Genomic DNA, 19169 nt, shown 5'->3' on the forward strand with positions numbered 1-19169 from the left:
GGTCAACGCAGGCTCTGGGCGGTCTGCACGGCCGCCTCGTTGAAGCGCACCGGATACTGCGCCTGCAGCATCGCGACATAGGCCTGCAGGATGTCGTTCTGAAGCGCGCCGGAAATCTGCGCGGTCTGCTGCGGCTGGATCTCGGCCAGCGGATCGGCCGGTGCCGTGACGTCGTCGACGCGAACGAGCATCCACGTTCCCGGCTCCGCGCCCGGCGCGGTCGCCACGAGACCGGAAGGGCCGGAGAAGGCGGCGTTGGCCGCCGCCTCGCCGAGGCGCGGGGTCGCGCTGGCGCGTGTCAGGTTCGGCTCCGTTTCCACGGTCAGGCCCTCGGCCTCCGCGACCGCCTCCAGCGTCTCGCCGGCCTCGACACGGGCGCGCATCGCCTCGACGCGCTCCTCCAGCTCCTCGCCCGCTTCCTCGGCCTTCCAGTCGGCCACCACCTCGTCGCGCACCTCGTCCAGCGGACGCTGGCGCGCTTCGGTGATCTCGGAGACGTCGTAGAAGACGTAGCTGTTGGAGGCGTAGTTGATCGGAGGGTTGTCGAAATCGGGTTGCGTCTCGAAGACGCCGGCGATCAGCTCGCCCTGCGCCGGCAGGTTCTCGACCGGCTGCCCCTCGGCGTCGAGGCCGGTCGCGTCGATCGCGGGGACCTGAACGACGGTCAGCCCGGCCTCCTGCGCGGCCTCCTCCAGCGTCGCGCCCGCCGCCCGCGCATCCTCGAACACATTGTAGGCCTCGTCGACCCGCTGGGCCGCGGCATCGAGCGCCAGCTCCTCGCGCAGCTGCGCCTCGACCGCCTCGAGCGGCTCGACGCCCTCCGGCTCGATGGCCTGGACGTTCAGGATCGTCGGGCCGAAGAGGCCGGGAACGACGCCGCTCGTTTCGCCCGCCTGAAGCTGGAAGGCGGCGTCGGCGATGTTGGCGTCGGGAATGTCGGAGCGCGCGAGAAGGCCGAGATCGGTGTCGGCGGCGCTGCGTCCGGCGGCGGCCGCGACGTCCTCGAAGCTGGCGCCGCCCGCGATCTCGGCAGCCGCGGCTTCGGCGGCGGCCTGATCGGGGAAGACGATTTGGCGGACCTGACGACGCTCGGGCGTGCCGAAGCGCGCGCGGTTCGCCTCGTAGTCGGCGGCGAGCGCCTCGTCCGTCACGCTCGCGGGATCGGCGAGAACCTCGGCCGTGAGATCGACATAGGAGAAGGCGCGGTATTCGGGCGCGGCGTAGTCGGCCTCCTGCGCGGTGAAGAAGGTCTGGAGCTCCTCGTCACTCGGATCGGCGATCTCGTCGGCCGGCCGGGCCGTCGCGGTGACGAGGCTGACGGTGCGGCGCTCACCGGCATAGAGGCCGATCGCGGCGGAGAAGGTCTCGGGGGCGGGAACGCCCTCGGCGACCGAGTCGATGATCTGCGTGCGCAGCGCGGTCTCGCCCAGACGGTCGATATAGGCCGATTCCGTCATGCCCGCGTTCTGCAGGACGGTGCGGAAGGCGTTGCGCGAGAAGTTGCCGGAGGCGTCCTGGAAGCTCGGGTCCTCGGCGATCAGGCGCAGCAGCCCCTGCTCGGACAGGCCGAGGCCGAGGACGCGTCCCTGCTCGTCGAGGACGGCGCCGGTCGCCAGCTGCGAGAGCGTCGACTGGTCGATGCCGAAGGCCTGCATCTCCTCGGGCGTCGGGCGGCGTCCGATCTGCTGCGACACCCGCGCCAGGTTCTGCTGGTAGGCGATCTGGTAGTCCTGCAGCGAGACCGAGGTGCCGCCCACCGTCATCACGGTCGACGGCGACAGGCGCCCGGAGAAGCCGTCGGCCACGGTCCAGGCCACGGCGAAGATGCCGAGCAGGAGACCGAGAAAGATCTTGCCGGCCCAGCCCGTCACGATCCCGCGCAGAAAGGTCATCATCGCTCAAGCCACTCCGGTCGCGCATGTCGTCCGCCCGCACGGATTCCGCCGCCGGGCTGCGTGGGTCCGGCCTTAACGGGAATCGGCCGTTCGGCCAAGCGTCGCGGTTTGATTTCGCGCCCGCCAGCCGATACTCGTCGCGCCGGAACAGAGATTGGGAGAGGACCGCCCGTGAAGCCGCTGATCGCCGGAAACTGGAAGATGAACGGGGTCTCGGCCTCGCTCGCCGAGCTGAAGACGATGGCGGACGCGGCCGCCGATCTGTCGGAGCGCTGCGACATCCTCGTCTGCCCGCCGGCCACGCTCCTTCATGCGGCGGCCAGCGAGCGGACCGCCCTCATGCTCGGCGGGCAGGACTGCCACGCCAAGGAGAACGGCGCCCACACCGGCGACATCTCCGCCGAGATGCTGCGCGACGCGGGCGCCAGCCACGTCATCCTCGGCCATTCGGAGCGCCGCGCCGACCACGGCGAGAGCGACGCCGCCGTGGCGCAGAAGGTGAAGGCCGCCTGGCGCGCCGGTCTCGTCGCGATCGTCTGCGTCGGCGAGACGGAAGCCCAGCGCGAGGACGGCTCGACGCTGGACGTTCTCGGCGGCCAGATCGACGGCTCGCTGCCGGAGGGCGCCAGCGCGCAGAACACGGTGGTCGCCTACGAGCCGGTCTGGGCGATCGGCACCGGCAAGACGCCGACGACGGACGACGTCGCGGAGGTGCACGCCTTCCTGCGCCGGCGCCTCGCCGAGCGGCCGGGCGGGGACGGGCAGGGGATTCTCATCCTCTACGGCGGATCCGTGAAGCCCTCCAACGCGGCCGAGCTCCTGGCGGTGCCGGAGGTCGGCGGCGCGCTCGTCGGCGGCGCGAGCTTGAAGGCGGCGGACTTCATCGCGATATGCGAGGCGGTCCCGCAGCGCCGATCCTCCGCGCTCGGCAGATAAGCGTTTGGAATAAACGCGAGCCTCCTGTAGAAGGCCCGCGATCCTTTCAAGAAGACGAGCCTCGCGGCAAGCGCCACCATGCAGACTGTTCTGATCGTCATCCATCTCCTGATCGTGCTCGCGCTCGTCGTCGTGGTGCTGCTTCAGCGCTCCGAGGGCGGCGCGCTCGGCATCGGCGGCGGAGGCGGCGGCATGATGAGCGCGCGCGGCGCGGCCAACGCGCTGACCCGCGCGACGGCCATCCTGGCCGCCGGCTTCTTCATCACCTCCATGGCGCTCGCGATCCTGGCGCGTTACGGTGGCTCGCCGACCGACATCCTCGACCGCATTCCGGGCGCCCCGGCCGGCACCAGCGCGCCGGCCTCGGACGGCGGCTCGCTGCTCGACCAGCTCGGCGGCGTGCCGGAGGCCGAACAGACGCCCGCTCCGGTGGACGTGCCGTCCGGCGCGACGCCGGGCACGAGCGCTCCGGCGCAGGCTCCGAGCACGGAGCCCGCCGCGCAGGCGCCCGCCACGGACGCCGGCGTTCCGGTCGGTCCGCAGGGAATGGCACCGGCCCCGGCACAGTAGGACGCCACTCTCTTGAAGTTCGATGACGGGGCGCTTCGGCGCCCCGTTCCGTTTCACGACGTCAGATAGGCACTGGCGCGACTCCATCCGAGCGGTTATCGGGAAGGCCCATGGCGCGATATATCTTCATCACCGGCGGCGTGGTCTCCTCACTCGGAAAGGGCATCGCCTCCGCGGCGCTGGGCGCATTGCTCCAGGCCCGTGGCTACCGAGTGCGGCTTCGCAAGCTCGACCCCTATCTCAACGTCGATCCGGGCACGATGAGCCCGACCCAGCACGGCGAGGTCTTCGTCACCGACGACGGCGCCGAGACCGATCTCGATCTCGGCCATTACGAGCGCTTCACCGGGCGGCCGGCGAACCGCATGGACAACATCACCACCGGGCGGATCTACAAGGAGATCATCGCCAAGGAGCGGCGCGGCGACTATCTCGGCGCGACCGTCCAGGTGATCCCGCACGTGACGGACGCCATCAAGGAGTTCGTGCTCGACGGCAACGAGGAGTTCGATTTCGTTCTCTGCGAGATCGGCGGCACGGTCGGCGACATCGAGGCGATGCCCTTCATGGAGGCGATCCGCCAGCTCGGCAACGATCTGCCGCGCGGAGGGGCCGTCTACGTCCACCTGACGCTGATGCCCTACATCCCGACCGCGGGCGAGCTGAAGACCAAGCCGACCCAGCATTCGGTGAAGGAGCTGCGTTCCATCGGCATCCAGCCGGACATCCTCCTCGTGCGCGCCGACCGGCCGATTCCGAAGGAGGAGCGCCGCAAGATGAGCCTCTTCTGCAACGTGCGGGAGACGGCGGTCATCCAGGCGCTCGACGTGGCGACGATCTACGACGTGCCGATCGCCTATCACCGCGAGGGGCTCGACACCGAGGTGCTGGCCGCCTTCGGGATCGATCCGGCGCCCAAGCCCCAGCTCCAGCGCTGGACCGAGGTCGTGGACGGCATCCGCAACCCGGAGGGCGAGGTCACGATCGCGGTCGTGGGCAAGTACACCGGCCTGAAGGACGCCTACAAATCGCTGATCGAGGCGCTGCAGCACGGCGGCATCGCCAACAAGGTGCGCGTGAAGCTCGACTGGATCGAATCGGAGGTCTTCGAGAAGCAGGACCCGACGCCCTATCTCGACCGCGTGAGCGGCATTCTCGTGCCGGGCGGCTTCGGCGAGCGCGGCTCGGAGGGCAAGATCCTCGCCGCCAAGTTCGCGCGCGAGCACAAGGTGCCGTATTTCGGCATCTGCTTCGGCATGCAGATGGCCGTCATCGAGGCGGCCCGTTCGCTGGCCGGCATCGACAACGCGGCCTCCACCGAATTCGGCCCGACCGACGAGCCCGTCGTCGGCCTGATGACGGAATGGCTGCGGGGCAACGAGCTGGAAAGCCGGGCGGCGGAAGGCGACCTCGGCGGCACGATGCGCCTCGGCACCTACGAGGCCCGTCTGGCCGCCGGATCGAAGATCGCGGAGATCTACGGCTCGAACGACATCAACGAGCGCCATCGCCACCGCTACGAGGTCAACCGCTCCTATCGCGAGCGGCTGGAGGAGGCGGGCCTGACCTTCGCCGGCATGTCGCCGGACGGCCTTCTGCCGGAGACGGTCGAATATGCCGACCACCCGTGGTTCATCGGCGTCCAGTACCATCCCGAGCTGAAGTCGCGGCCCTTCGAGCCGCACCCGCTCTTCGCCTCCTTCATCGCAGCCGCCGTCGAGCGCTCGCGGCTGGTCTGAGACGTCCATGTTCCCGAACGAGAACCGCGCGACGCGCCGCATCGACCACACCGTCCTCGCCATGCCCTCGCTCGAGGACGCAAGGCGCGTCTTCGAGGCTCTCGGTTTCATCGTCGCGCCGAACGCGCGCCATCCCTTCGGCACCGAGAACGCCTGCGTCTTCCTCGCGGACGGCTCCTTCGTCGAGCCGCTGGCGGTCGGCCATCGCGAGACCTGCGAGGCGGCGGCCAAGGACGGCAACGTGTTCGTCGCGCGCGACCAGGCGCACCGTTTCCGGATCGGCACGCCGTCCTTCTCAAGCCTGGCCTTCGCCTCGACCAACGCCGACCATGACGCGGCGGACTTGCGGGAAGCCGGTCACGGCGGCGAGGAGACGCTCGCCTTCGAGCGCCGCTTCAAGACGCCGGCGGGCGAGGACTCCTTCGTCGGCTTCCGCTTGGCCTTCGCGCGGGACCTGCGCGCGCCCGACGTCTCCTTCTTCACCTGCCAGCCGACCCACACGCACAAGCCGGACCGCTCGGCGCTGATCGCTCATCCGAACGGAGCGACCGGAACGGCGCGGCTCGTCTTCGGCGAACCCAACCCGACCGACTTCCAGTACTACCTTCAGGAGCTGACCGGCGACCGCGAGGCCGAGGCCGATTCCTTCGGCATGCGCCTGTCGGCCGGCCCGTCGCAGATCGAGGTCGCCAGCCCCGAGGCTCTCTCGTTGCGCTACGGTGTTCGGCGCGGGCAGGAGCGAGGCCTCAGCTTCGAGGGCATGGTCCTGTCGGTCCGCGACCTGGCTGCCGTCCGGCCCTTCGCCGAGGCCTGCGGCCTACACGCCGAGGAGCGCTCCGGCCGGCTCGTCGTCTGGATCGGCGACAAGGCCTTCGTCGCCTTCGAGGAGATCAGCGCATGAATGCGAACGCCAACGTTTCCGCAAGGTCGGTCACCTTCTCGCAGGACGCGCCCTTCGCGCTGATCGCCGGCCCCTGCCAGATGGAGAGCCGCGACCACGCGATGATGATCGCCGAGCGGATGAAGCGGGTGACCGAGGATCTCGGCATCGGCTACGTCTTCAAGGCGAGCTTCGACAAGGCGAACCGGACGAGCCTGTCGGGCCGACGCGGCATCGGCCTTTCGGACGCGCTGCCGGTCTTCGCCGAAATTCGCGAGACCTTCGGCCTGCCCGTCCTGACCGACATCCACACGGAAGCGCAGGCGGGCGAGGCCGGCGCGGTCTGCGACATCCTGCAGATCCCGGCCTTCCTGTGCCGGCAGACGGACCTCCTCATCGCCGCCGCCCGGACCGGCAAGGTCGTGAACGTGAAGAAGGGGCAGTTCCTGGCGCCCTGGGACATGAAGAACGTCCTCTCCAAGGTGACGGAGAGCGGCAACCCCAACGTTCTCCTGACCGAGCGCGGCGCGTCGTTCGGCTACAACACGCTCGTCTCCGACTTCCGGGCGCTGCCGATCATGGCCGGGCTCGGCGCGCCGGTCGTCTTCGACGCCACGCATTCGGTGCAGCAGCCGGGCGGGCAGGGCGGTTCCTCGGGCGGCGAGCGCCGCTTCGTGGAGACGCTGGCGCGCGCGGCTGTCGCGGTCGGCGTCGCGGGCCTCTTCATCGAGACGCACGAGGACCCGGACAACGCGCCGTCCGACGGGCCGAACATGGTGCAACTGGACCGGATGCCGGAGCTCCTACGCCGGCTGAAGGCGCTCGACGAACTCGCGAAGTCCTTCGATCGATAAGAAGGGTGCGCGGCGCGCGCGCCTCCGGTATGAGCCTCTCGACGTGAACGAACGGACCAGAGAGGCCATTCCCGCATGACCGCCATCATCGACATCGTCGGCCGCGAAATCCTCGACAGCCGCGGCAATCCCACCGTGGAAGTGGACGTCGTCCTCGAAGACGGCTCCATGGGTCGCGCCGCCGTCCCGTCCGGTGCCTCCACCGGCGCCCACGAGGCCGTCGAGCTGCGCGACAAGGACGAGCGCTATGCCGGCAAGGGCGTCGAGCAGGCCGTCCAGGCGGTGAACACCGAAATCCTGGAGGCCATCGTCGGCTTCGAGGCCGAGAACCAGATCCGCATCGATTCGGTGCTGCGCGACCTCGACGGCACGAAGAACAAGAGCCGCCTCGGCGCCAACGCGATCCTCGGCGTCTCGCTCGCCGTCGCCAAAGCCGCGTCCGAGGCCGCCGGGCTGCCGCTCTACCGCTATGTCGGGGGCGCCTCGGCCCATGTCCTGCCGGTGCCGATGATGAACATCATCAATGGCGGCGCCCACGCCGACAACCCGATCGACGTGCAGGAGTTCATGATCATGCCGGTCGGCGCGGAGAGCTTCCGCAAGGGCCTTCGCTGCGGCGCGGAAATCTTCCACACGCTGAAGAAGGCGCTGAAGGACGCCGGCCACAACACCAATGTGGGCGACGAGGGCGGCTTCGCCCCGAACATCGGCTCGACTCGCGAGGCGCTCGACTTCGTGCTGAAGGCGATCGAGAAAGCCGGCTACAAGCCGGGCGAGGACGTCTATCTGGCGCTCGACTGCGCCTCGACCGAGTTCTTCAAGGACGCGCATTACGATCTGGCCGGCGAGGGCCGCAAGCTGATCGCCGACGAGATGGCCGGCTATCTCGCGGACCTGACCAGGGACTACCCGATCATCTCGATCGAGGACGGCATGGCCGAGGACGACTGGGCCGGCTGGAAGACGCTGACGAACAAGATCGGCGACCGGGTGCAGCTCGTCGGCGACGATCTCTTCGTCACCAATTCCGAACGCCTGCGCGAGGGCATCAAGAAGGGCGTCGGCAACTCGATCCTGGTGAAGGTCAACCAGATCGGCACCCTGTCGGAGACGCTGGACGCGGTGAACCTCGCCCATCGCTCGGGCTACACCGCCGTCATGTCGCACCGCTCGGGCGAGACGGAGGACTACACGATCGCCGACCTCGCGGTGGCGACCAATTGCGGGCAGATCAAGACCGGCTCGCTGGCGCGCTCCGACCGGCTCGCCAAGTACAACCAGCTTCTCCGCATCGAGGAGGAGCTCGCCGATCAGGCCGTCTACGCCGGCCGTTCGATCCTGCGCGGCCGCTGAGGCGGAACCCGGACGCCTCCTCCCCGAATCCGGGGAGGAGGCCCTACCTCACCGTCAGTCGGCGGCCATCTCGACCTCGCGCCCCCGACCGAGGTCGCGGATCCACGTGCCGTATTCGGGCTTGACGCGGAGCTGATGGGCGTAGTGCCGACGCAGCGCGGCCGTCAGCCTGCCGCCGCGCCCGAGCCTCGCGTCGGCGAGGGCGATCATCACCGAGTTCGGCCACGCCTTGCCGCGAATCGCCCGCAGGCGCTCGAACAGCTCGTCCTCGCCGGCGTCCGGGTCGCCCTGCGCCATCAGAATGACCATTGCCGCCGTCGAGCGCGACACGCCCATATGGCAGTGCACGAGGAGGTGACCGGCCGTTCCCTCGACGGCGCCTCTGTCGAGCGATTCCCCGAAGGCGAGGATCGCCCCGATATGCTCCTCGGCCGGCATGATCCGGCCCGGCGCCGGATCGATGATGTCGTGGAAGCGCAGCGTCGTGCGCAGATGTTTCGAATAGGCCTCGAAATGGTGGATGTCGGGATGTCCGGGGTCGATGATCGACAGGACGTGCGTGACGCCCGCCTCCTTGTGAACCGGCAGTTCTTCGATCCCGCAGATGGTGCGGGAGGAGATCGCGAGGGTCTTCATGGCAAGGCTCCGGCTGAAAGGGCCCCGCCTGCTTAGGCGCCCCGGCGCGGAGCGACAACCTGGGACGCGACGACGCAGCCCGGCCGGCGACACAGAACGCCATGCTTAACCGGCGCTTAAACGCCTCGTGTTCTACTGCGCGCATTCGGGACGGTGGAGAGTTCGTCGATGAGGACGCGGCAGCGACACAAGAGACGCCTCGGCGGGCTGGCCGTGCCGCTGGTCGCCTCGGCCGTGCTCACCTATTTCGCGCTGCACGTCCACACCGGCCAGTACGGCCTGGAGGCCAAGGGCGAGTTCGCGGCCGAGCTGGAGCGGCGGACCGAGGAGCTGGCGAAGGTGACGCGCGAGCGCGAGCGCATCGAGCGTCGCGTGGCCCTGCTTCATGACGGTTCGCTGGAGCGGGACATGATCGACGAGCGAGCCCGGCGCTATCTGAACATGGGCACGGACGACGAGATCGTCATCCTGCGCTGAGTCCGACCAAAGTTGACCGCATTGCAGTTAAAACCTGCTGCGCTGCAGCATTTAACTGCATGATGGTCAAGATTTGGGCGTCGGCTTGTCGGCACCCTCCCGGGCGGTATAGTCGGGGAGGAGATGACCCTGATCCGGGTCGCGTCAAGACAGGACCGTCGCGCATGGCTTCGTCGAAAAAGCAGGACAGCGGCTCGCCGAAGTCCGCCGTCCCGGCCTCAACTTCCGAGATCGTCCGCACGCTGGAAGACTACGAGGCGCCCGCGCCCGCCCAGTTCTCCAAGGAGGAGGACCTCTCCGCCTATCGCGAGATGCTGCTGATCCGCCGCTTCGAGGAGAAGGCCGGCCAGCTCTACGGCATGGGCTTCATCGGCGGCTTCTGCCACCTCTATATCGGCCAGGAGGCCGTCGTCGTCGGCATGCAGATGTCAATGAAGGAGGGGGACCAGGTCATCACCGCCTATCGCGACCACGGGCACATGCTGGCGACCGGCATGGAAGCGCGCGGCGTCATGGCCGAGCTCACGGGTCGCCGCTCCGGCTACTCGAAGGGCAAGGGCGGCTCGATGCACATGTTCTCCAAGGAGAAGAACTTCTACGGCGGCCACGGCATCGTCGGCGCGCAGGTCTCGCTCGGAACGGGCCTCGCCTTCGCCAACCGCTACCGGCAGAACGACTCGGTCTCGATCACCTATTTCGGCGACGGCGCGGCCAACCAGGGGCAGGTCTACGAGAGCTTCAACATGGCCTCGCTGTGGAAGCTGCCGGTCGTCTACGTCATCGAGAACAACCAGTACGCCATGGGCACGTCGGTGAAGCGCGCCAGCGCCGAGACGAACTTCGCCCACCGCGGCATCTCCTTCAAGATTCCGGGCATCCAGGTCGACGGCATGGACGTGCGCGCGGTGAAGGCCGCCGGCGACATGGCGGTGGCGCACTGCCGCTCGGGCGAGGGGCCGATCATCCTGGAGATGATGACCTACCGCTATCGCGGCCATTCCATGTCCGATCCGGCCAAGTACCGCTCGCGCGACGAAGTGCAGAAGATGCGCTCGGAGAGCGATCCGATCGAGCAGGTCAAGGAACGCCTGATCGCCGAGCACGGCATGTCGGAGGACGATCTGAAGGCCGTCGACAAGGACGTTCGCGAGATCGTCGCCGATTCCGCGGAGTTCGCGCAGAACGATCCCGAGCCGGACGTCTCGGAGCTGTGGACCGATATCTATGCGGACGAGATTCCGCAGGCGGCGGAGTAGGAGCGCGCCATGCCGATCGAAATTCTGATGCCCGCGCTCTCTCCCACGATGGAGGAGGGCACCCTCTCCAAATGGGTCAAGCAGGAGGGCGACGACGTCGCCCCCGGTGACGTGATCGCCGAGATCGAGACCGACAAGGCCACGATGGAAGTCGAGGCCGTCGACGAGGGCAAGCTCGGCAAGATCCTGATCGCCGCCGGCACCGAGGGCGTGAAGGTCAACACGCCGATCGCCGTCCTGATCGGGGAAGGCGAGAGCGCCGACGACATCGACACCTCGAAGCCGAAGGAGGCATCGCAGCCGGTCGGCGAGACGGGCAACGACCCGAGCGCCAAGCGGACCGAGAGCGGTGTCTCGCAGGAGGCCGACAAGAAGGGCGACAAGGTTCCCGCACAGGGTCTGAGCCATCCGGAGGTCGACGACGCGGACGGCGAGACGCCGGAGGTGCCCGAGGGCACCGAGATGGTCTCCCAGACCGTGCGCGAGGCGCTTCGCGACGCGATGGCCGAGGAGATGCGGCGGGACGAGAACGTCTTCCTGATGGGCGAGGAGGTCGCCGAGTATCAGGGCGCCTACAAGATCAGCCAGGGGCTTCTCGACGAGTTCGGCGCGCGCCGTGTCGTGGACACGCCGATCACCGAGCACGGCTTCGCCGGCCTCGGCGTCGGCGCGGCCTTCGCCGGCCTTCGCCCGATCGTCGAGTTCATGACCTTCAACTTCGCCATGCAGGCGATCGACCAGATCATCAACTCGGCGGCCAAGACGCTCTACATGGCCGGCGGCCAGATGGGCTGCCCGATCGTGTTCCGCGGCCCGAACGGCGCGGCGGCCCGCGTCGCGGCGCAGCACAGCCAGGACTACGCGGCCTGGTACGGGCAGATCCCCGGGCTCAAGGTCGTGATGCCCTATTCGGCGGCGGACGCGAAGGGACTGATGAAGTCCGCGATCCGCGACCCGAACCCGGTCGTGTTCCTGGAGAACGAGATCCTCTACGGCCAGACCTTCGAGGTTCCCAAGCTCGACGACTGGACCGTGCCGATCGGCAAGGCGCGCATCCACCGCAAGGGCAAGGACGTGACGATCGTCTCCTTCGGCATCGGCATGACCTACGCGATCGCCGCGGCCGAGCAACTGGCGAAGGACGGCATCGACGCGGAGATCATCGATCTGCGCACGATCCGCCCGCTCGACATGGAGACGGTCATCCGGTCGGTGAAGAAGACCAACCGCTGCGTCACGGTCGAGGAAGGCTGGCCGCAGGGCTCGGTCGGCGGGCACATCGCCTCCGAGCTGATGGTCCGCGCCTTCGACCACCTCGACGCGCCGGTGCTCAAGGTCTGCGGCAAGGACGTACCGATGCCCTACGCGGCCAATCTTGAGAAGCTGGCCCTGCCGAGCGCGAAGGACGTCGTGGAGGCGGTCAAGGCCGTCTGCTACCGGGACTGAGGCGGAGGCCATGGCCGCGGAGCGTCGAGCAACCTACGCTGATCTGGAGGCGGTGCCCGAGCACCTCGTCGCCGAGATCATCGACGGGGAGCTCATGACGCATCCGCGACCGACGCCGAGGCACACGATCGCAGCGTCGGCCCTGAACGGAGCGCTGATCGGTCCTTTCCAGAACGCCCTCGGCGGTCCGGGCGGCTGGATTTTCGCCACCGAGCCCGAGCTTCATCTGGAAAGGCAGGTGGTCGTTCCGGATTTGGCGGCATGGCGTAGAGAACGGCTCGACCTTCATCCCGAAGCGGAGTTCATCGAAACGCCGCCGGACTGGATCTGCGAGGTCCTGTCGCCGTCGACCGAAAAGCGCGACCGCACTGTCAAGCGCCGCATCTACGGAGAAGCAGGGGTCCGTCACCTCTGGCATCTCGACCCCCGGCAAGAACTGCTGGAGACCTTCGTTCTCCAGGACAAGAACTGGATTCTGGACAGCACCTGGACGTCCGCCGACGACGTCCGTGCCGCGCCCTTCGACGCCATTTCGTTTCCGCTCGCGAACCTGTGGCCGTTCGACCGGCCGCTCGGGTTCAACGAGAGCCCGCAAGCCCCTTTCATCGGAGATCGATAGATGCCGATCAACGTCACCATGCCCGCTCTGTCGCCGACCATGGAGGAGGGCAACCTCGCCAAGTGGCTGGTGAAGGAGGGCGACAAGGTCTCCTCGGGCGACATCATCGCCGAGATCGAGACCGACAAGGCCACGATGGAGGTCGAGGCGGTCGACGAGGGGACGGTCGCCAAGATCGTCGTGCCCGCCGGCACCGAGGGCGTGAAGGTCAACGCCGTGATCGCGATCCTGGCCGCGGAAGGCGAGGACGCCTCGGCCGCCGCTGCCGGCGGCGGCTCGGACTCCCAGCCGCAGGGCTCGAACGCCAAGGCCGACGACGCCGTGGCCTCCGACAAGGCTTCCGGCCAGCCGGAAGCCCGCGCGCCCGAGACCGCGAGCGCGAAGGAGGGCGGTTCGTCCTCGTCGTTCTCCGGCGCCGCGCCGAGCCATTCGTCGGGCGACCGCGTCTTCGCCTCGCCGCTGGCGCGCCGCATTGCCAAGGAGAAGGGGCTCGACCTCTCCGCCGTGAAGGGCTCCGGACCGAACGGGCGCATCGTGAAGGCGGACGTGGAGAAGGCCGAGCCGGGCCAGACGCAGCCGAGCGCCGCCAGGAGCGAGGCGCCGTCCGCGCCGCAGGCCGAAGCCGCGGCTCCCGCGCCGAAGGGCGCGAGCGCCGATGCGGTGCGCAAGCTCTTCCCCGAAGGCTCCTTCGAGGAAATCCCGCATGACGGCATGCGCAAGACGATCGCCAAGCGCCTCGTCGAATCCAAGCAGACGGTCCCGCACTTCTATCTGACGGTCGATTGCGAGCTCGACGCGCTGCTGGCGCTTCGCAAACAGCTGAACGACGCCGCGCCGGTGACGAAGTCGGACGCGGGCGAGAAGCCGGCCTACAAGCTGTCGGTCAACGACATGGTCATCAAGGCGATGGCGATGGCGCTGAAGGCCGTGCCGGACGCCAACGTCTCCTGGACCGACAGCGCGATGCTGAAGCACAAAAACGCCGACGTCGGCGTCGCGGTCTCCATTGAGGGCGGGCTGATCACGCCGATCATCCGCCGCGCCGACGAGAAGACGCTGTCCACCATCTCCAACGAGATGAAGGATCTGGCCAAGCGCGCCCGCTCGCGCAAGCTCAAGCCCGAGGAGTACCAGGGCGGCACGACGGCGGTCTCCAATCTCGGCATGTTCGGGATCAAGGACTTCTCCGCCGTCATCAACCCGCCGCACGCGACGATCCTCGCCGTCGGCGCGGGCGAGAGCCGAGCCGTGGTGAAGGGCGGCGAGGTGAAGATCGCGACGGTGATGACCGTGACGCTCTCCACCGACCACCGTGCCGTGGACGGCGCGCTCGGGGCCGAGCTGATCTCGGCCTTCAAGCAGCTGATCGAAGCCCCGATGGGCATGCTGGTCTGATCGCAACCCGCTGATCCGAACGAGAAGGCGAGCCACACCATGGCCGATACCTACGACATCATCGTCATCGGCGGCGGACCCGGCGGCTACGTCGCCGCCATCCGCGCCGCGCAGCTGGGCTTCAAGACGGCCGTCGTCGAGCGCGAGCATCTGGGCGGCATCTGCCTCAACTGGGGCTGCATCCCGACCAAAGCACTGCTGCGCTCGGCCGAGATCTTCCACTATGCCGAACACGCCAAGGATTACGGCCTGAAGATCGAGAAGCCGACCTTCGCGATCGAGGACGTGGTCAAGCGCTCGCGCGGTGTCTCCGCGCAGCTGAACGGCGGCGTCGGCTTCCTCCTGAAGAAGAACAAGGTCGACGTCATCTGGGGGCAGGCGAAGATCGCCAAGGCCGGGAAGGGCGGTCCGGTCGAGGTTCAGGTGGGCAAGATGACCAAGCCCGTCGTCGAGCCGCAGAACCCGGTGCCGAAGGGCGTCCTGGGCGAGGGGACCTACAAGGCCAAGCACGTGATCGTCGCGACGGGCGCACGTCCGCGCGTGCTGCCGGGCATCGAGCCGGACGGCGAGCGGATCTGGACCTATTTCGAGGCGATGAAGCCGAAGACGATGCCGAAGTCCCTCGTCGTGATGGGCTCGGGCGCGATCGGCATCGAATTCGCCTCCTTCTATCGCACGATGGGCGCCGAGGTGACCGTCGTCGAGCTTCTGCCGCAGATCCTGCCGGTGGAGGACGCGGAGGTCGCGGCCGTCGCCCGCAAGCAGTTCGAGAAGCAGGGCATGAAGCTCCTGACCGAGGCGAAGGTCGCCAAGGTCGAGAAGACCGGAGACGGCGTGAAGGTCTCCGTCGAGGTCGGCGGCAAGACCGAGACGATCACCGCCGAGCGGCTGATCTCGGCGGTCGGCGTCCAGGGCAACACGGAAGGCCTGGGCCTGGAGGAGATCGGCGTCGCGATGGAGCGCGGCACGATCAAGGTGGACGGCGCCGGGCGCACGAATGTCGAAGGTGTCTACGCCATCGGCGACGTCGCGGGCGCGCCGATGCTGGCGCACAAGGCCGAGCACGAGGGCTCGATCTGCGTCGAGGCCATCAAGGGCCTCGAGACGCACCCGATGAAGAAGACGCAGATCCCCGGCTGCACCTACTGCCAGCCTCAGGTCGCCAGCGTCGGCCTGACCGAAGCCAAGGCCAAGGAAGGCGGCCGCGAGGTGAAGGTCGGCCGCTTCAAGTTCCAGGGCAACGGCAAGGCGATCGCGCTGGGCGAGCCGGAAGGCCTCGTGAAGACGATCTTCGATGCCAAGACCGGCGAGCTTCTGGGCGCCCACATGGTCGGCGCCGAGGTCACCGAGCTGATCCAGGGCTTCGTCGTCGCGATGGGGCTGGAGACGACGGAGGAGGAGCTGATGCACGCGGTCTTCCCGCATCCGACCCTCTCGGAGACCATGCACGAGAGCGTTCTCGACGCCTACGGCCGCGTCATCCACATGTAGCGGGCAGGGGTGCGGCGGGATGGAACGATCGGAATCACATCTTCGCCGCATTTCCACTCGCGGCGCCTTGCCGCACGCGAAGGTTGGGCCATCTTGCTCCGAAGGGCATCAATGCTTTTCAGGAGCGTCACATGAGTTGGCTTGCAGCAATCGTCGTCGGAGGCATCGCGGGATGGCTCGCCGAACAGTTCATGAAGAGCGACATGGGTCTCCTCATGAACATCATCCTGGGCATCGTCGGCGCGATCGTCCTCAACCTGATCCTGGGGCTCTTCGGCCTGATCGACTTCCAGGCCGGCGCGTCCTTCTCGATCCAGTACCTCATCGTCGCCTTCATCGGCGCCTGCATCCTGATTGCCATTTTCCGCGCCTTCCGCGGACGAAGGGTCTGACGCGATTGCAGCGCGTGCGGACCCCGCTTAGATAGGGTCCGATGGTCACGCTACTCGACACACGCATCTCCGCCGGGGCCTCGCCCCGGCCGAGACACCCGGAAAAGGCGCACCGGCCCGACACGGAGGTGCTGCCCAAGCCCGACTGGATCCGCGTCAAGGCGCCGGTCTCCAAGGGCTATTTCGAGACCCGCGAAATCGTGAAGTCGAACCGTCTCGTGACGGTCTGCGAGGAGGCGGGCTGCCCCAACATCGGCGGATGCTGGGAAAAGAAGCACGCGACCTTCATGATCATGGGCGGCATCTGCACGCGGGCCTGCGCCTTCTGCAACGTCGCGACGGGCATTCCGCACGCCCTCGACGACGAGGAGCCGGCGAGCGTCGGCCGGGCCGTCGCCTCCATGGGCCTCCATCACGTCGTCATCACCTCCGTGGACCGCGACGACCTTCCCGACGGCGGCGCGGAGCATTTCGCGCGCACGATCCGCGCCATCCGCGCGGCGGCGCCGGGCACGACGATCGAGATCCTGACGCCCGACTTCCTGCGCAAGCCGGGCGCGCTGGAAACGGTCGTTGCGGCCAAGCCGGACGTCTTCAACCACAATCTCGAGACGGTGCCGTCGAAGTACCTGAAGGTGCGACCCGGCGCGCGCTACTTCCACTCGATCCGCCTGCTCCAGCAGGTGAAGGAGCTCGACCCGACGATCTTCACCAAGTCCGGCATCATGGTCGGCCTCGGCGAGGAGCGGAACGAGGTGCTGCAGCTGATGGATGACCTGCGCTCGGCCGACGTCGACTTCATCACCATCGGCCAGTACCTCCAGCCGACCCGCAAGCACCACGCCGTGATGCGCTACGTGACGCCGGAGGAGTTCGAATCCTTCGCGACCGTGGCCAAGACCAAGGGCTTCCTGGTCGTCTCGTCGAGCCCCCTGACGCGCTCCTCGCACCATGCGGGCGAGGATTTCGAACGGCTGAAGGCCGCTCGTCTGGCGCGCCAGACCAGCGTCGCCGCCTGACGAAATGCCCAAGTTCGAGAACGTAAGGACGGTCCCGCACAGCGCGGACGAGATGTTCGAGCTGGTGGCCGACGTCGAGCGCTATCCGGAGTTCCTGCCGCTCTGCCAGGCGCTGCACGTGCGCTCGCGCCGCGAGCGCGACGGCAAGACGCTGCTGATCGCGGACATGACCGTCGCCTACAAGCTGGTGCGCGAGACCTTCACCTCGCAGGTGCTCCTGAAGCCGGAGGAGCGGCGGATCGACGTGTCCTACGTCGACGGGCCGTTCAAATATCTCGACAATCGCTGGACGTTCGAGCCGGTCGAGAGAGGCTGCGCGGTCCGCTTCTTCATCGACTACGAGTTCAAGAGCCGGACGCTCGGCCTCCTGATGGGCTCGATGTTCGACTTCGCCTTCCGACGCTTCGCGACCGCCTTCGAGGAACGCGCCGACGTCATCTACGGACCCGGCGAGCCGGCCTCCGGCTGACCGTCCAGCGCCTCGCGCAGAAGCTTCAGCGCGACGGAAACGCTCTCCAGCCGGACGGCCGAGCGGCCGATGTCGCCGAAGCGGCGCTCGACCGCGACAGTCTCTCGGCCCTTCGACGCGCAGGCGAAGTGAACGAGGCCGACGGGCTTGGCCGCCGAGCCGCCGCCCGGCCCGGCGACGCCGGTGATGGAGACGGCGAGGGTCGCGCGCGAATGGGCCAGCGCGCCTTCGGCCATGGCCCGCGCGACCGGCTCGGAGACCGCGCCGTGGGCGTCGAGCAGGTTTTGCGGCACGCCCACGAGCGACGCCTTCGCCTCGTTCGAATAGGTCACGAACCCGCAATCGACGACGGCGGAGGAGCCGGCGATCTCGGTCAGCAGAGCCGCGACGAGCCCGCCGGTGCAGGATTCGACGGTCGCGATCATCGCGCCCTTCGCCCGCGCCGACGCGAGGATGCCGCTGGCGTCCTCGATCAGCGTGTCGGAAAACGGGCTCATGACCCGGCCCCGTAGCGCACGCTGGCCGTGGCGATGGCCGCGATCCCCTCGCGCCGGCCGACGAAGCCGATCGTCTCGTTCGTCGTCGCCTTCACCGAGACGCGTTCGAGGTCGATCGACAGCATGTCGGCGATGGCCTCGCGCATGGCGAGGCGGTGAGGCGCGATCTTCGGCGCCTCGCAGATCAGGCTGATGTCGGCGTTGAGAACGCGTCCGCCCCGCTCGGCCAGGATGCGCGCGGCATGCCGGACGAAGATGTGGGACGCGGCGCCCTTCCATTGCGGGTCGCTCGGCGGAAAATGATCGCCGATGTCGCCGGCCCCGCAGGTGGCCAGGAGAGCGTCGGTCAGCGCGTGGAGGCCGACATCCGCGTCGGAATGCCCGTCGAGCGCCTGATCGTGCGGTATGCGCACGCCGCACAGCGTGACGTGGTCGCCCTCGACGAGGCGATGCACGTCGTAGCCGTTGCCGGTCCTGATATCCATCCGCGCCTTGCCTTTCGACAGTCGTTCGTCCGCGAGCGCCATGTCGCGGGCATAGGTGAGCTTGAAATTGTCGGCGGAGCCCTCGACGAGCCGCACCGGCAGACCGGCCCATTCGGCGATCGAGGAATCGTCGGTGAAATGATCGAGTTCGGAGCGCGCCGCCGCCTCGTGCGCTTCGAGAATGGGCGCGAAGGGAAAGCCCTGCGGCGTCTGCGCGGCATAGAGCCCGCGTCGCTCGACCGTTTCGAGGACCATGCCGTCCGCCCCGCGCTTCACCGTGTCGGCGATCGGCAGGACGGGGAGCCCGCCGGTCTTCTCGTCGACCGCTTCGACGACGCGGGCAATGAGCGCCGCATCCGCGAAGGGACGGGCGGCGTCGTGGATCAGCACGATGTCGGGCGCATGCGGCGCGAGCGCGCGCAGACCGGCGAGGACCGAAAGCTGACGCGTGGCGCCGCCTTCGACGACGCTTTCATCGCGCGCGAGCGGACCACAGGCGGCGTCGAGACGGCTGCGGTCGTCCGGGTGGATCACGATCACGGTGTGGGTCAGCCGTCCGCTCGCGCGCAGCGCGTCCAGCGTGTGGGCGATGACGGCGCGGCCGCCGATCGTCCGGTACTGCTTGGGGCCGTCCTCCGGAGCGCCGGCCCGCTCGCCGCGACCCGCGGCGACAACCACCATGGCGATCCTGCGCCGGTCCGTCACTGGCAATCCTCGTTTCCTGCGCCGTCCGGGGCGGGCCGCCCCGAAATCTAGGCCG

General features: G+C 68.3%; 19 protein-coding genes. 15 read left to right on the top strand and 4 right to left on the bottom strand.

From position 1 onward, the window contains the following. Window positions 1-2: 2 nt before the first annotated feature. Window positions 3-1895 (bottom strand): peptidylprolyl isomerase, encoded by a 1893-nt coding sequence (locus AC6R2M_RS08835; RefSeq protein ID WP_500481270.1) that lies wholly within the window; start codon window positions 1893-1895, stop codon window positions 3-5. 171 nt (window positions 1896-2066) lie between these two features. Between AC6R2M_RS08835 and tpiA the strand changes: the two genes are divergently transcribed. The 6 genes from tpiA to eno all read left to right on the top strand — a co-directional run bounded on the left by tpiA (window position 2067) and on the right by eno (window position 8227). After that, the gene (tpiA, locus tag AC6R2M_RS08840; RefSeq protein ID WP_500481272.1) at window positions 2067-2831 is read left to right on the top strand and encodes a triose-phosphate isomerase; all 765 of its coding nucleotides are present in this window, start codon (window positions 2067-2069) and stop codon (window positions 2829-2831) included. Between the two features lie 78 nt (window positions 2832-2909). Next, window positions 2910-3401 carry a preprotein translocase subunit SecG gene (gene secG, locus AC6R2M_RS08845; protein ID WP_500481274.1) on the top strand — a complete coding sequence of 164 codons (492 nt, stop codon included), beginning with the start codon at window positions 2910-2912 and terminating at the stop codon, window positions 3399-3401. A 110-nt stretch (window positions 3402-3511) separates the two neighbouring features. Beyond that, entirely contained in the window at window positions 3512-5140 is a 1629-nt protein-coding gene (gene pyrG / locus AC6R2M_RS08850; RefSeq protein ID WP_500481276.1) for a CTP synthase, read from the top strand. Window positions 5141-5147: 7 nt separating this feature from the next. Further along, complete coding sequence (locus AC6R2M_RS08855; RefSeq protein WP_500481278.1) at window positions 5148-6041, top strand: VOC family protein; 894 nt, start codon at window positions 5148-5150, stop codon at window positions 6039-6041. Then, window positions 6038-6874, top strand: coding sequence for a 3-deoxy-8-phosphooctulonate synthase (kdsA, locus tag AC6R2M_RS08860; RefSeq protein WP_500481280.1), 837 nt, complete (start codon window positions 6038-6040; stop codon window positions 6872-6874). Before AC6R2M_RS08855 ends, kdsA begins: the two co-directional genes overlap by 4 nt. 75 nt (window positions 6875-6949) lie before the next feature. Continuing rightward, the gene (eno, locus tag AC6R2M_RS08865; RefSeq protein ID WP_500481282.1) at window positions 6950-8227 is read left to right on the top strand and encodes a phosphopyruvate hydratase; all 1278 of its coding nucleotides are present in this window, start codon (window positions 6950-6952) and stop codon (window positions 8225-8227) included. A gap of 54 nt (window positions 8228-8281) precedes the next feature. Here eno and AC6R2M_RS08870 read toward each other — a convergent pair whose 3' ends face one another. Beyond that, entirely contained in the window at window positions 8282-8863 is a 582-nt protein-coding gene (locus AC6R2M_RS08870) for a tyrosine phosphatase family protein (protein WP_500481284.1), read from the bottom strand. A gap of 168 nt (window positions 8864-9031) precedes the next feature. On the opposite strand from AC6R2M_RS08870, the gene AC6R2M_RS08875 reads away from it, so the two are divergent. From AC6R2M_RS08875 to AC6R2M_RS08915, 9 genes are all read left to right on the top strand, one after another. Continuing rightward, window positions 9032-9340, top strand: coding sequence for an FtsB family cell division protein (locus AC6R2M_RS08875; RefSeq protein ID WP_500481286.1), 309 nt, complete (start codon window positions 9032-9034; stop codon window positions 9338-9340). Between the two features lie 164 nt (window positions 9341-9504). After that, window positions 9505-10596 (top strand): pyruvate dehydrogenase (acetyl-transferring) E1 component subunit alpha, encoded by a 1092-nt coding sequence (gene pdhA, locus AC6R2M_RS08880; RefSeq protein ID WP_500481288.1) that lies wholly within the window; start codon window positions 9505-9507, stop codon window positions 10594-10596. 9 nt (window positions 10597-10605) lie between these two features. Next, the gene (locus AC6R2M_RS08885) at window positions 10606-12042 is read left to right on the top strand and encodes a pyruvate dehydrogenase complex E1 component subunit beta (RefSeq protein WP_500481290.1); all 1437 of its coding nucleotides are present in this window, start codon (window positions 10606-10608) and stop codon (window positions 12040-12042) included. A gap of 10 nt (window positions 12043-12052) precedes the next feature. Beyond that, window positions 12053-12661, top strand: coding sequence for a Uma2 family endonuclease (locus AC6R2M_RS08890; protein WP_500481292.1), 609 nt, complete (start codon window positions 12053-12055; stop codon window positions 12659-12661). Continuing rightward, window positions 12662-14056, top strand: coding sequence for a pyruvate dehydrogenase complex dihydrolipoamide acetyltransferase (locus AC6R2M_RS08895; RefSeq protein WP_500481293.1), 1395 nt, complete (start codon window positions 12662-12664; stop codon window positions 14054-14056). Window positions 14057-14095: 39 nt separating this feature from the next. Then, window positions 14096-15547, top strand: a complete 1452-nt coding sequence (lpdA, locus tag AC6R2M_RS08900) for a dihydrolipoyl dehydrogenase (RefSeq protein ID WP_500481295.1) — start codon at window positions 14096-14098, stop codon at window positions 15545-15547. 131 nt (window positions 15548-15678) lie between these two features. After that, on the top strand, window positions 15679-15939 hold the full coding sequence (locus tag AC6R2M_RS08905) for a GlsB/YeaQ/YmgE family stress response membrane protein (protein ID WP_500481297.1): 261 nt from the start codon (window positions 15679-15681) through the stop codon (window positions 15937-15939). Between the two features lie 41 nt (window positions 15940-15980). Then, a complete protein-coding gene (gene lipA, locus AC6R2M_RS08910; RefSeq protein ID WP_500481299.1) occupies window positions 15981-16958 on the top strand; it encodes a lipoyl synthase in 978 nt (325 codons plus the stop codon). A gap of 4 nt (window positions 16959-16962) precedes the next feature. Further along, window positions 16963-17427 (top strand): type II toxin-antitoxin system RatA family toxin, encoded by a 465-nt coding sequence (locus AC6R2M_RS08915; RefSeq protein ID WP_500481301.1) that lies wholly within the window; start codon window positions 16963-16965, stop codon window positions 17425-17427. On the opposite strand, the gene AC6R2M_RS08920 is transcribed toward AC6R2M_RS08915, so the two are convergent. Both AC6R2M_RS08920 and AC6R2M_RS08925 read right to left on the bottom strand, forming a co-directional pair. Beyond that, on the bottom strand, window positions 17397-17924 hold the full coding sequence (locus tag AC6R2M_RS08920; protein WP_500481303.1) for a CinA family protein: 528 nt from the start codon (window positions 17922-17924) through the stop codon (window positions 17397-17399). The genes AC6R2M_RS08915 and AC6R2M_RS08920 overlap by 31 nt on opposite strands. Beyond that, window positions 17921-19090 carry a bifunctional 2-C-methyl-D-erythritol 4-phosphate cytidylyltransferase/2-C-methyl-D-erythritol 2,4-cyclodiphosphate synthase gene (locus AC6R2M_RS08925; protein ID WP_500481305.1) on the bottom strand — a complete coding sequence of 390 codons (1170 nt, stop codon included), beginning with the start codon at window positions 19088-19090 and terminating at the stop codon, window positions 17921-17923. The genes AC6R2M_RS08920 and AC6R2M_RS08925 overlap by 4 nt, the downstream gene beginning before the upstream one ends. Window positions 19091-19169 lie beyond the last annotated feature (79 nt).

Source organism: Aureimonas sp. CAS (assembly GCF_059838215.1).